At 71.7% G+C, this 12,828-nt stretch carries 11 protein-coding genes and 1 riboswitch; of the genes, 7 read left to right on the top strand and 4 right to left on the bottom strand.

Going from position 1 to position 12,828, the window contains the following annotated elements; genetic code table 11:
• Positions 1–57 precede the first annotated feature (57 nt).
• A riboswitch (SAM riboswitch) is annotated at positions 58–174 on the top strand.
• Between the two features lie 173 nt (positions 175–347).
• Entirely contained in the window at positions 348–1,724 is a 1,377-nt protein-coding gene (locus tag OG257_RS27900) for an aminotransferase class V-fold PLP-dependent enzyme (RefSeq protein ID WP_329211899.1), read from the top strand.
• A 77-nt stretch (positions 1,725–1,801) separates the two neighbouring features.
• On the opposite strand, the gene OG257_RS27905 is transcribed toward OG257_RS27900, so the two are convergent.
• Entirely contained in the window at positions 1,802–2,083 is a 282-nt protein-coding gene (locus OG257_RS27905; RefSeq protein ID WP_329211901.1) for an Lrp/AsnC family transcriptional regulator, read from the bottom strand.
• The gene (locus OG257_RS27910; RefSeq protein WP_329211903.1) at positions 2,080–2,832 is read right to left on the bottom strand and encodes a rhomboid family intramembrane serine protease; all 753 of its coding nucleotides are present in this window, start codon (positions 2,830–2,832) and stop codon (positions 2,080–2,082) included. The genes OG257_RS27905 and OG257_RS27910 overlap by 4 nt, the downstream gene beginning before the upstream one ends.
• 161 nt (positions 2,833–2,993) lie before the next feature.
• Between OG257_RS27910 and OG257_RS27915 the strand changes: the two genes are divergently transcribed.
• The 5 genes from OG257_RS27915 (at position 2,994) to OG257_RS27935 (ending at position 8,480) form a co-directional block, all read left to right on the top strand.
• Entirely contained in the window at positions 2,994–3,236 is a 243-nt protein-coding gene (locus OG257_RS27915) for a hypothetical protein (protein ID WP_329211905.1), read from the top strand.
• A 37-nt stretch (positions 3,237–3,273) separates the two neighbouring features.
• Complete coding sequence (locus OG257_RS27920) at positions 3,274–4,635, top strand: NYN domain-containing protein (protein ID WP_329211907.1); 1,362 nt, start codon at positions 3,274–3,276, stop codon at positions 4,633–4,635.
• A gap of 291 nt (positions 4,636–4,926) precedes the next feature.
• Complete coding sequence (locus OG257_RS27925) at positions 4,927–5,952, top strand: C40 family peptidase (RefSeq protein ID WP_329211909.1); 1,026 nt, start codon at positions 4,927–4,929, stop codon at positions 5,950–5,952.
• Positions 5,953–6,187: 235 nt separating this feature from the next.
• Entirely contained in the window at positions 6,188–7,210 is a 1,023-nt protein-coding gene (locus tag OG257_RS27930; protein ID WP_329211911.1) for a C40 family peptidase, read from the top strand.
• A 16-nt stretch (positions 7,211–7,226) separates the two neighbouring features.
• On the top strand, positions 7,227–8,480 hold the full coding sequence (locus tag OG257_RS27935; RefSeq protein WP_329211913.1) for a hypothetical protein: 1,254 nt from the start codon (positions 7,227–7,229) through the stop codon (positions 8,478–8,480).
• On the opposite strand, the gene OG257_RS27940 is transcribed toward OG257_RS27935, so the two are convergent.
• Positions 8,437–9,663, bottom strand: a complete 1,227-nt coding sequence (locus OG257_RS27940) for a glycosyltransferase 87 family protein (RefSeq protein WP_443054579.1) — start codon at positions 9,661–9,663, stop codon at positions 8,437–8,439. The two genes, OG257_RS27935 and OG257_RS27940, sit on opposite strands and share 44 nt — an antisense overlap.
• Before the next feature lie 77 nt (positions 9,664–9,740).
• On the opposite strand from OG257_RS27940, the gene OG257_RS27945 reads away from it, so the two are divergent.
• Positions 9,741–10,883, top strand: coding sequence for a glycosyltransferase family 4 protein (locus OG257_RS27945; RefSeq protein WP_329211917.1), 1,143 nt, complete (start codon positions 9,741–9,743; stop codon positions 10,881–10,883).
• A gap of 92 nt (positions 10,884–10,975) precedes the next feature.
• Here the strand turns inward: OG257_RS27945 and OG257_RS27950 are convergent, their stop codons facing one another.
• Positions 10,976–12,772, bottom strand: a complete 1,797-nt coding sequence (locus OG257_RS27950; protein WP_329211919.1) for an AMP-dependent synthetase/ligase — start codon at positions 12,770–12,772, stop codon at positions 10,976–10,978.
• Positions 12,773–12,828: the final 56 nt, after the last annotated feature.

Genomic DNA, 12,828 nt, shown 5'->3' on the forward strand with positions numbered 1-12,828 from the left:
TCCGGATCGCGGACTGCGCTCTTGCGCATGTGGCCACGTATGGCAAGATGCTGCGCAGGTCATGAGTGACAGCGAATAAGCCCCGGCTCGCTGTCCGGCAACCCTCCGTCCGTGGCGGGGTGCCCCGGGTGAAGACCAGGCCGCAGGCAGCGAGGTCTGTGGCAAGCGCGGGCCCCTAGGCATCTGTGAATGCCATCCCCCGGGGTCCTGGTCCCCAGGGAGCCTCTTGTGAGCAAGCGAATGCGATAGGGCTCAACGCCCTTCTCCGCGCACCCTTTTCTCTTTTCCCTGCGCTGCCGCGTATCTGCCGGCGCCGGGATTTCGCCTGCCTGTTACGGGAGTTCGCCATGTCTGTCTCCACCGCTGCCGCCGACCAGTCCATTTGTGCCCCGCTGCCGGTTCTGGGTGCGGATGTCACCGTTCCGCTGGTTACGGGAGGCGAAGTCACCTATGCCGCCCTCGACTACGCGGCGAGCGCCCCGGCCCTGCAGCGGGTATGGGACGACGTGGCCGCCTACGCCCCGTACTACGGCAGCGTGCACCGCGGCGCCGGCTACCTCTCGCAGCTCTCCACGGACCTCTTCGAGAGCAGCCGCGTCACCGTCGCGGAGTTCCTCGGCTGCCGCGCCGAGGACCAGGTGGTCTTCACCCGCTCGACGACGGACTCCCTCAACCTGCTGGCCGCCGTGCTTCCCGCCAACTGCCAGGTGTTCGTGTTCGAGACCGAGCACCACGCCTCGCTGCTGCCCTGGCGCGACGCCCGGGTGACGTACCTCGACGCCCCCAGGACCCCCGCCGAGGCAGTCGTGACGCTGGAGCGTGCGCTGGCCGACCGCGACCCCTACGGGCCCGCACTGGTCTGTGTCACCGGCGCGTCGAACGTCACCGGTGAACTGTGGCCGGTGAAGGAACTGGCCGCCGCCGCCCACGCGCACGGTGCCCGGATCGTCCTCGACGCCGCGCAGCTGGCCCCCCATCACCCGGTGGACATCGCGGAACTGGACGTCGACTGGGTCGCCTTCTCCGGGCACAAGCTGTACGCGCCGTTCGGCTCGGGCGTCCTCGCGGGCCGGGCCGACTGGCTGCGGGACGCGGAGCCGTATCTCGCGGGCGGCGGCGCCTCCCGCAAGGTCGCCCGGCGCGCCGACGGCGGAGTGGACGTGGAGTGGCACACCACGGCGGCCCGGCACGAGGCCGGATCGCCCAACGTGATCGGCGTCTACTCCATCGCCGCTGCCTGCAAGGCCCTGACCGAGGCCGGGTTCGACCAGCTCGTCGCGCGTGAGCAGCAGCTCGTCACCCGGGTCCGTGAAGGCCTGGCCGAGGTCCCCGCGGTCAAGGTGCTCTCCCTGTTCGGCGACGACGCCCCGAGGGTCGGCGTCATCTCCTTCGTGGTCGAGGGCTGGAACAGCTCGCACTTCGCCGCGGCGCTCTCCGCGGAGTACGGCATCGGGGTCCGCGACGGCCTGTTCTGCGCCCACCCGCTCGTACGGACCCTGCTGGGCAGTGAGCCGCAGGACCCGGGCGAGTGCGGTGCCCCGGAGGCCGAGCCGGGCGAGCGGTCCCTCAACGCCATCCGGGTCAGCTTCGGGGCCGGTACGCCGGACGAGCACATCGAGAGGTTCCTGGGCGCGGTCCGCGAGCTGGTGGGCGCGGGTGCCCGGTGGACCTACCGCACCGAGGACGGCCGCTGCGTCCCGGACAGGGGTGCGGCGCAGGTCTGACCGGGCCGCGTACGGCTTCGGCCGGGGACGGGGCAGTCGCCTCCCGTCCCCGGCCGAAGCCGTACGCGCCGTCCGTCCTACGCGTCGAGACCGATGGCGAAGGCCGCCTCGAGGTCGTGCTGCGAGTACGTGCGGAACGCCACGTGTGTGTCGGTGCCCTCGACACCGGGGATCTTGCTGATCCGGCCGGGGATGACATCCGCCAGATCGTCGTGCCTGGCCACCCGGACCATGGCGATCAGGTCGTACGTACCGGTGACCGAGAAGACCTCGCTGACGCTGTCCAGCGCGGCGACGGCCTCGGCGATCTCGGGAATCCGGTCCACGCTGGTTTTGATGAGCACGATCGCGGTGATCACGGCTGGCTTTCTCCCTCGGTGGCCGTGGCTGGAGACTTCACTCTAGCCCCACCCCGGTAACGCCCCCAGGCGTAGAGGAACCCGGCCGCGAACCCCGCGACATGGGCGAGGTAGGCCACGCCGGGGCCGCTGCCCGCGCCCTGTGCCGCCAGCCACTGCAGCGCGAACCAGAAGACGAGCACGATCCAGGCCGGGAAGCGCAGGGGCAGGAAGAAGAGGAACGGGAAGAGGCTGGTGACCCGGGCCCGGGGAAAGAGGTAGAGGAACGCGCCGAGCACCGCCGAGATGGCCCCCGACGCGCCCACCAGGGTCTGATCGGATCCGGAGTGCGCGACCGCGTAGACGACCAGGGCCAGATAGCCGCAGCAGACGTAGAAGAAGACGAACTCGGCCCGGCCCATGCGTTCCTCGGCCATAGCCCCGAACACGTACAGGAACAGCATGTTGCCCAGCAGGTGCAGCCAGCTCCCGTGCACGAAGAGAGCGGTCAGCGGGGTGAGGGCCGCGTGTGCGGAGCCGTCCAGGAGTTCACTGGGGATCACACCCCACCGCTCGAAGTACCCGGCCTGCGCGGCGAGCAGGGCGTCCGCGGTGCCGTAGGCCGGGTTGAACCCGGAGAGCGGGCTGATCAGGAACACGGCGGAACAGACGGCGATGAGGCCGTAGGTGACCGGTGCGCCGCCCGCCGAGGCCGCGGACGCGAACTCTCTGGCCCGCTCCCGCCACCCGGCATCCCGCCAATCGATCACGTACAGAGCATGACGCACCGGCGGAGAACATGACAGATCGCCTCGCCGTGCCACTGGGTAAACGCGAGGCCGTAGGGTTACCGCAGGACATTCGCAGTTCGACGGCGCACCGCGAGATCGAAGACCTGGGCAGTACGAGCTCGACGAAAGAGGACGCAACGATGACGACGGTTCCCACGCCGACCGACGGGACCCGCTGGCGCTGCACGCTCTGCGGCAATCTCACCCGCTTCGATGTGACGCGCTCCTCCAAGGTCGTGGAGTACGTCCACCTCGACCTGGCCGGGGAGTCGAGTGTCGAGGAGCGGGAGGTGGTCAGTGAGACCATCGAGTCGGTGCGCTGTCGTTGGTGCAACGCGGTGGACCAGATCGAGCTGGTCGACAGGCCGGGTGCCGACTCCTGACGGGGCCGTGCGGACAGACATATTGGGGTGATGGATGGTGGAGCAGCCGACAGGCGGCGCCGGACCGGCCGACGCGGCCGACGGCGCCGCGGAGTCGCTCGACCGTCCGCTGCCCGAGGGCGTGCGCCGCAAGGTCGTGGCGCTCGTCTCCGACGCGTTCGGCGGTCTGACCGTCGGCGAACTTCCCCCTCAGCTCAGGCAGTACGCCCGCTTCACCCCGAGCAGGCGTGCGAAGTTCGCGGGCAACGCGATGGCGGCCGCCCTTGAGAGCGACCCGGTCTTCCGCCGGCGCATCGGTGAGCGGATCGGCCAGGGCCAGCCGGAGCTGGCCGCCGCGCTGGAGTCCGGCGCGCCGCCCGCGGCCGCCGATCCGGTCGACGTGGCCGCCGCGGCGTACGTGCTGCGGCCGGCCGGCTGGGTCAAGCTGGTGGCCGCGGCGGGCGAGGAGGTCCAGCGGGCCGACGCCGAGCGGGTGGACGAGGAGATCCGGCGCGAGCTGGAGAGGCTGCGCGAGGAGCTCGCCCACGCCCGCAGCCACACCAGGAGCGAGACCGAGCGGCTGCGTTCGGAGCTGGACGCGGCCCGCAAGGAAGCGGAATCCCTGCAGCGCAAACTGCGCAGCGCCCTCAGCGAGGTGAAGCGCGGCGAGGCGGCCCTGCGCAAGGGCAGCGCGGAGACGGACACCGTGCGCGCCGAGGCCGCGGCCCAGGTGTCCGCGGCCGAGAGCGAGTCCCGGCGGTTGAAGGCGCGCCTGGCCGAGGCGGAGACCTCTGTCGAGGCGAGCCGCAGGGCGGCCAGGGAAGGGCGTTCCGTCGAGGACATGCGGCTGCGGCTGCTGCTGGACACCGTGCTCGACGCGGCGCAGGGACTCCGCCGTGAACTGGCACTGCCGCCCTCGTCGATCCGCCCGGCAGACAGTGTCGAGGCGGTGGAGCCGGGCCGGATGTCACCGAAGGACATTGCGGCCAGGGCCCTTTCGGAGACGGATCCGGCGTTGCTCGACCAGCTGCTCGCGCTGCCGCAGGCGCATCTGATCGTGGACGGCTACAACGTCACGAAGACCGGCTATCCGCAGATGCCGCTGGAGAAGCAGCGGTTGCGGCTCCTGGGCGGCCTCTCGGTCCTCGCCGCGCAGACGGGCGCCGAGATGACCTGTGTCTTCGACGGGGCCGAACTGGCCGCGCCCGTCCTGCTCGCACCGCCGCGCGGAGTGCGTGTGCTGTTCAGCAAGGCCGGGGTGACGGCCGACGAGCTGATCAGGCAGCTGGCCCGCGCGGAACCGCCGGGCAGACCCGTCGTGGTGGTCTCCACCGACCGTGAAGTGGCCGACGGGGTGGCGAAGGCGGGCGCCCGGCCTGTCGCGTCCGCATTGCTCCTGAAGCGCCTTTCGCGCGTCTAGTTCGTCATGTGCCGCATGTGTGACTTGCCGGAATTTCGGGAACGTACCGTCAAGTCGCCACTACACGCGGTGTGATGAAAGTAAAGAAGTGCCTGGTGTGACGAGATTTTTCTTGTGAGGATTTGAACTGATCACAGGATGGTCACTAGGGTCAGGCCTCGAACCTTCGCACGGTTGATCACCCACCAGGGGTGACGGCGAAGGAACCGCCGAGTCCGTGACGTGCACGGAGCCGGGGATTCAGTCCCCCACAGCCCGGTAGGCGGCTCGAGGAAGAAGGAGCTCGCCTTCGTGGCGTCCCACCGTCGTCCCAAGCAGCCGAGCCGCACCCGCGTGACCGTGCTCACCGCGACCGCCGCTGCGGCCGTGGCCCTCACTTCCCAGGCTGCGCACGCCGATCCCAAGCCGACCAAGAACGAGGTCAAGGCGAAGGTCGACAAGCTCTACCACGAGGCCGAGGCCGCCACCGAGAAGTACAACGGGGCCAAGGAACAGCAGGACAAGCTCAAGAAGCAGGTCGACGCGATCCAGGACAAGGTCGCCCGCGGCCAGGACGAGGTCAACGCCATGCGCGGTGAGCTCGGTTCGCTCGCCACCGCGCAGTACCGCTCCGGTGGGATCGACCCGTCCGTCCAGCTCTTCCTCGCCTCGGACCCGGACACCTTCCTCGACCAGGCCTCGGCGCTCGACCAGCTGACGGCCAAGCAGACCGAGTCGCTGCAGAAGATCCAGTCCAAGCAGCGCACCCTTGCGCAGCAGCGCAAGGAAGCGCAGGCGAAGCTCGGCGACCTCGCCGACGTCCGCAAGACCCTCGGTGAGAACAAGAAGAAGTTCCAGGGCAAGCTCGCCGACGCCCAGAAGCTCCTGAACACCCTCACCGCCGCCGAGCGGGCCAAGATGGCCGCGGACGACCAGCGCGCCAGCCGCGCCGCCGGTGAGCGCGTCAACCTCGGCAACGAGGTCCCCGCATCGGCGCTCGGCGGTGCCGCCCTCCGGGCCGCCGCCACGCAGCAGGGCAAGCCGTACGTCTCCGGCGGCACCGGCCCCAACTCGTTCGACTGCTCGGGTCTGACCCAGTGGGCCTACGCCCAGGCCGGCGTCCAGATCACCCGCACCACGTACACCCAGATCAACGACGGTGTCCGGATCGGCCGCAGCGCTCTGAAGCCGGGCGACCTGGTCTTCTTCAACAACACCTCGCACGTGGGCCTGTACGCGGGCAACAACCAGATCCTGCACGCCCCGAAGCCGGGCACCGTGGTCCGCTACGAGTCGATGGACTACATGGGCACCTTCCAGTTCGGCGTGCGGATCTGACGCCCGAACGGGCGAATCGCCACACCCCTCGCTGAGCCCCGCCCCGCCGGAGACCGACAGGTCACCGGCGGGGCGGCGCTGTTTGCCCCCTTCCCGGGCCCGGCGTGGCCTTTGGCCGCTCCGTAGTCGGCCGGTTACTGTCTGCGCTGCCGTGCAGCTCCCGGTCGTCGGTCCGCCCTCCAGGGCGGCAGGGGCTGCGCACATCTGCGTACAGCGGAAGGGAGTGCGGCTTCCTGTGGTGTCGCATCGCCGTCCCACCCGGCCCGGCCCCGCCAGGGGCATCGGGGCCACCGTCCTGTCGGCCGCCGCAGCCACCGCGGCGGCCACCCTCGGCGCAGCCCCGGCGGGCGCCGAACCGCAGGACACGCGGGAGAGCACGAAGGCCAGGGTCGACCAGCTGTACGGGGAGGCCGAGCGCGCCACCGAGCACTTCAACAAGGCCCGGGAGAACGTCGGCCTGCTGCGCGGCGAGGTGGACAGGGCCCAGGACGCGGCCGCCCGCGCCCAGGAGGGCATCAACCGGATGCGGACCGCCCTCGGCTCCATGGCGGGCGCGGAGTACCGCTCGGGCGGCATCGACCCCTCGCTCGCGCTGCTGCTCTCCTCGGACCCGGACACCTTCCTGGACCGGGCCGCCGCCCTGGACCGGCTGGGCGACCGCAGGGCCGTCCTGCTGCACAAGCTCCAGCAGGCCCAGCGCAGGATCGCCCAGACCCGGGCCGAGGCCACCGGCGCCCTCGCCGGGCTGGAACGCAACCGGGCGGACGTCACCCGGCACAAGCGCACCGTCGAGGGCAAGCTGGCCCGGGCCCGGCAGCTGCTTCACTCGCTGCCCGCCGAGGACCGCGAGAGCTTCGGCCACGCCTCGCGCTCCGCCGGGCAGGAGGCGCTTCCCGCTCCCGGTGCCGCCTCCCCGCGCGCCCTGGCGGCCCTCATGGCGGCCCGGCAGGCGCTCGGCAGCCCGTATGTGTGGGGCGCCGACGGCCCGTCCGCGTTCGACTGCTCCGGGCTGATGAAGTGGGCGTACGCCCAGGCCGGGGTCAGCCTGCCGCGGACCTCGCAGGCCCAGCGGTACGCGGGCCGCATGGTGCCGCTCGGGGAGGCCAGGCCCGGGGACCTCGTCGCCTACCGTGCCGACGCGAGCCACATCGGGATGTACGCGGGGAACGGCCAGGTCATCCACGCCCCGTACCCCGGCGCCCCGGTGCGCTACGACCCCGTCGGCATGATGCCCGTCTCCTCGGTGACCCGCGTCTGACCGTACGATCGGCAGGATGGCTGTTCGGACGCGGAACGCGCGGCGGGGGTGCACCCGCACACGGAGCACGGCGGGCGCCGTGCTCGCCGGGCTGCTCCTCGCGGCCGCCTGCTCCGCGCCGCAGGACTCCGCGGCCGGCCTCACCGCCCAGGAGATCGGCACCACCCTGGACCGCAGGGCCGCCGCGGTGATGGGGCACGACACCGACGCGTACCTGGCCTCGCTCGACCCGCGGGCCACGTCGTTCCGGGCGGCCCAGCGCACCGAGCTGGAGAACCTGGCCGACGTACCCCTGGAGTCCTGGGCGTACAAGGTGAAGGACGTGATCGGGAAGGGTTCCGGCCGGGTCACCGCCGACGTCGAGCTGCGCTACCGGTTCAAGGGCTACGACAACGCCCCGATGTCCTCGGCCCGCACGGTGGAGCTGGTACGCCGCGGCGAGGACGGGCCCTGGTACATCGCCGCCGACCGGGCCGGCAAGGACGCTCCGGGGCTGCTGTGGCAGCAGGGCGACGTCCAGGTCGTACGCGGCACGCACAGCCTCGTCCTCGGTGTCGGCCGCCGTGAGGGGGAGCTGCGCCGGATCGCGGACACCGCGGACCGGGCCGTGCCGGCCGTCTCCGCCATCTGGCCGGAGCCCTGGGCGGAGCGCGTGGTCGTGCTCGTACCGGACTCCGTGGAGGACATGGCGGGCCTCCTCGGCTCACCCGTGGCGAGCTACCGGGGCATAGCGGCCGTCACCACCGGTGAGGTCGGAGGCAAGGGCCGGGCGCCCGCGGACCGGGTGATCGTCAATCCGCAGGCGTACGGAATGCTCGGCGAGTTCGGCCGGCGGGTCGTCCTCACCCACGAGACCGCCCACGTGGCGACCAGGTCGCACACCTCCGCGGCCACACCGGTATGGCTCTCCGAGGGCTTCGCCGACCGGGCCGCCTACCGCCAGGAGAGCCGCACCGCCGAGGAGATCGCACCCGAGCTGGCCGGCGCTGTCCGCCGCGCCGAGCTGCCCGCCCGGCTGCCGGTGGACGAGGACTTCGGCTTCGGCGGGGACGCGGCCACCCTCGCGAAGGCGTACGAGGGCGGCTGGCTGGCCTGCGAGCTGATCGCGCAGGACTGGGGCGAGGAGAAGCTGATCGCCTTCTACAAGGCCGTCGGGGCCCGTTCCGGGCGGGACGGGGCGGTGGAACAGGCCATGCGGACGGAGCTCGGGACGACTCCGGAGGACTTCACGGCGCGCTGGCGGGAGTATCTGCGCGAGCGGCTCGGCTGAACCGCCCCTCGCGTCCGGTCCCCACTCCCGCCACCGTCTCCCGCCACAGCCGCCGCCCGGCGCTCAGCGTCGCCGCGACCAGCAGGCCGTTGCGTACGACGAGGAGCGCCACGCCCTCCGCGTCACTGGCCACCACATGCGCGAACCCCAGCGGGAACTCCAGCAGGGTGACGCCGGTGGCCACCAGGACCAGGCACGCCGGCGGTGCCATCCGGCTGCCGCGGAACACCAGGCACACCGAGGCCAGCCCGACCAGCCACACCATGTACTGCGGGCTGATGACACGGCTGGTCGTGGTGAACAGCAGCACCGCCGTGAACGCCGCGTCCGCCGGGGTGTGCACCGCGAACGTGCGGGCCCTCAGCCGCCACACCAGCAGCCAGCCGAGGGCGAGGACGCTCAGCCCCAGTGCCAGCGTGCTCACCGGCCCGACGTGGGCACCGGCGAACTCCATCGAGCCGTACCGCAGTTCCACCCGGCCCTCCCAGCCGAACTGCCGCGCCAGATGGAAGACGAGCGCCCCCAGCGACTCGACCTCCAGCCCCCGGTCCCGCTGGAACGTCAGGAACGCGAACGCGCCGGGCAGAGCCGCGGCGGACGCCAGGAGGAGCCCCCCGGCCGTCACCGCCGCGGCCGACCGGGAGAGCCGTGTGGCCCGCCCCCGTGCCGTACCCGCCAGCAGCAGGACCGGCCACACCTTCATCAGCGCACCGAACGCCGCCAGCGCCCCCAGGACCCGCGGGTGGCGCACCCCGGCCAGCAGCGCCGCCACCGCGACCGCCGTCACCATCAGGTCGTACCGCGCGTACACCGTCGGCCCGAGCAGCGGCACACCCGCCACCCACGCCCAGGCGCCCGCGGCCCGGGTGCCCGGCCGGCCGGACGCGTACAGCAGAAGCAGGAACACCAGGGCGTCGCAGGCCAGTGCGAGGACGAAGAAGGCGGACGCGTACTCCAGGAAGGGCAGCAGCGCCGGGGAGAGCACGGCCAGCGCGGCGGCGGGCGGGTACTGCCAGGTGACGTCGTCCAGCGGATACGAACCGGCGCGGAGCACCTCGTACCAGCCGTGGTAGATCACCGAGACATCACTCGTGACGTCCGGGCCGGGCACCGTGAACACCTTGAAGACGCAGAGCAGCAGCGCCGCCCGGGTGAGGATCCAGGTGGCGAGGAGCAGACGCATAACCGTCATGATGCCGTTGCCTGATGTGCGGGAGCCGTCAAGCAGGGCCGGTCGGCAGCCCGGTACTGTCGGCGGCGATGGACAAGACCTTGATCGTGACCAACGACTTCCCGCCCCGCCCCGGCGGCATCCAGGCCTTCCTGCACAACATGGCACTGCGCGTGGACCCCGGCCGGCTCGTCGTCTACGCCTCCACCTGGAAGCGCGGCGCGGAGGGCCAGGAGGCCACCGCCGCCTTCGACGCGGAGCAGCCCTTCACCGTCGTACGCGACCGTACGACGATGCTGCTGCCCACCCCGAGGGTCACCCGGCAGGCGGTCCGCCTCCTGCGCGAACACGACTGCTCCTCCGTCTGGTTCGGCGCGGCGGCACCCCTCGGCCTGATGGCACCCGCGCTCCGCAGGGCCGGAGCGCGCCGCATCGTGGCGACCACCCACGGGCACGAGGCGGGCTGGGCCCAGCTGCCCGGGTCCCGGCAACTGCTGCGCCGCATCGGCGAGGGCACGGACACGATCACGTACCTCGGCGAGTACACCCGCTCCAGGATCGCCGAGGCCCTCACCCCCGAGGCCGCGGGCCGCATGGTCCAGCTGCCGCCCGGTGTCGACGAGTCGACCTTCCACCCGTCCTCGGGCGGGGACCGCGTCAGGGCCCGGCTGGGGCTCGCGGACCGGCCCGTCGTCGTCTGCGTGTCGCGGCTCGTCCCGCGCAAGGGCCAGGACACCCTCATCCTCGCCATGCCCGCGATCCTGGCTCGGGTGCCGGACGCCGTCCTGCTGATCGTCGGCGGCGGTCCGTACGCGGGGCAGCTGAAGAAGCTGGCGGCCGAGACGGGCGTCCAGGACTCCGTGCGCTTCACCGGACCGGTGCCGTGGGAGGAACTGCCCGCCCACTACGGCGCGGGGGACGTCTTCGCCATGCCCTGCCGCACCCGGCGCGGCGGGCTCGACGTCGAAGGCCTCGGCATCGTGTACCTGGAGGCGTCCGCGACCGGACTGCCGGTGGTGGCGGGCGACTCGGGCGGCGCTCCCGACGCGGTGCTCGACGGCGAGACCGGGTGGGTCGTGCGGGGCGGCTCGGCCGAGGAGTCCGCCGACCGGATCGTCACCCTGCTCGGTGATCCCGAGCTGCGCCGGCGGATGGGGGAGCGGGGCAGGGCCTGGGTCGAGGAGAAGTGGCGCTGGGACCTGCTCGCGGAGAAGCTGAAGACGCTGCTCTGAGCGCGTACGACGCGACGAGGGGCCCGCACCGGCGTGGTGCGGGCCCCTCGTCATGCGTACGGCCTCATCGTGCGTACGGCCTCGTCGTGCGCTCAGGCGCGGTAGATCGACTCCACCTCGTCCGCGAAGTCCTTCGCCACGACGTTGCGCTTCAGCTTCAGCGACGGCGTGATGTGGCCCGCCTCCTCCGTGAACTGCTGGGCCAGGATGCGGAACTTGCGCACCGACTCCGCCTTGGACACCGCCGCGTTGCCGTCGTCGATCGCTCGCTGCACCTCGGCCAGGAGATCGGCGTCCTCGCGCAGCGACACCGCCGTCGAACCGGCCGGCTTGCCGTTCTCCTCGGCCCAACGGGAGAGGAACTCCTCGTCGAGGGTGACCAGGGCGCCGATGAACGGCCGTCCGTCGCCGACCACCATGCACTCGGCCACCAGGGCGTGTGCGCGGATCCGGTCCTCGATCACGGCCGGGGCGACGTTCTTGCCGCCCGCCGTGACGATGATCTCCTTCTTGCGGCCGGTGATCGCGAGATAGCCGTCCTCGTCGAGCGTGCCGATGTCGCCCGTGTGGAACCAGCCGTCGGCCAGCGCCTCGGCCGTCGCCGCGTCGTTCTTCCAGTACCCCGTGAACAGGTGTTCGCCGTGCAGGAGCACCTCGCCGTCGTCGGCGATGCGCACGACCGAGCCCGGCAGCGGCTGGCCGACCGTACCGATCTTCTGCCGGTCCCACGGGTTGAACGCCGTGGCGGCGCAGGTCTCGGTGAGGCCGTAGCCCTCCAGCACCGTGAAGCCGATGCCGCGGAAGAAGTGGCCGAGCCGCTCCCCGAGCGGCGCGCCGCCCGAGATCGCGTACTCACCGCGACCGCCGAGCACGGCCCGCAGCTTGCTGAACACCAGCTTGTCGAAGACCTTGTGCTTGACCTTCAGGCCCACCGACGGGCCCTGCGGCGTGCCCAGCGCGCGGCTGTACGCGATCGCCGTGTCGGCCGCCCGGTCGAAGATCTTGCCCTTGCCGTCGGCCTGCGCCTTGGCGCGCGCCGAGTTGTAGACCTTCTCGAAGACCCGCGGCACACCGAGGATCAGTGTCGGGCGGAACGAGGCCAGTTCGTCGGTGAGGTTCTTGATGTCCGGCACACAGCCGAGCTTGATCGGTGCCATCACCGAGGCGACCTCGACGAGCCGGCCGAAGACGTGCGCGGCGGGCAGGAAGAGGAGGACGGAGCACTCGCCCGTACGGAAGAGGGGCTTCAGCCGCTCCACCACGTTGCCGCACTCCGCGAAGAAGCTGCGGTGGGTCAGCACACAGCCCTTGGGGCGGCCGGTGGTGCCCGAGGTGTAGACGATGGTGGCCGGGTCGTCGGCCTTGGCGCTCACCATGCGCAGATCGAGGGTCTCGTCGGAGACGCCGGAGCCCGAGGCGGTCAGCTCGCCGACCGCGCCCCGGTCGATCTGCCACACGTGCCGCAGCCCGGGGAGCGCGTCGCGCACCGAGGCGACGGACTCGGCATGGGCGTCGCTCTCCACGACGACCGCGACCGCACCGGAGTCGCCGAGTATCCACTGGACCTGCTCCGCGGAGCTGGTCTCGTAGACCGGCACGGTGACCGCGCCCGCGCTCCAGATGGCGAAGTCCAGCAGGACCCACTCGAAGCGGGTGCGGGACATGAGGGCGACGCGGTCGCCGGGCTGGATGCCCGCCGCGATCAGGCCCTTGGCGGTGTCCCTGACCTCAGCCAGGAACTGGGTGGCCGTGACGTCCGTCCAGACGCCGGCCACCTTGCGGCTCATCACCGCGACATCTGGATGCTGAGCGGCATTGCGGCGGATGAGATCCGTCAGGTTGCCGTCCGTCGGGACCTCGTACAGGGCCGGAAGGCTGAACTCGCGCAAGACTGCTGCTCCTCATCGGGCTCCGGTTCCACGGCTCTGTGTGACGCACCGGATCG

Source organism: Streptomyces sp. NBC_00683, from assembly GCF_036226745.1.
Taxonomy (GTDB): Bacteria; Actinomycetota; Actinomycetes; order Streptomycetales; family Streptomycetaceae; genus Streptomyces.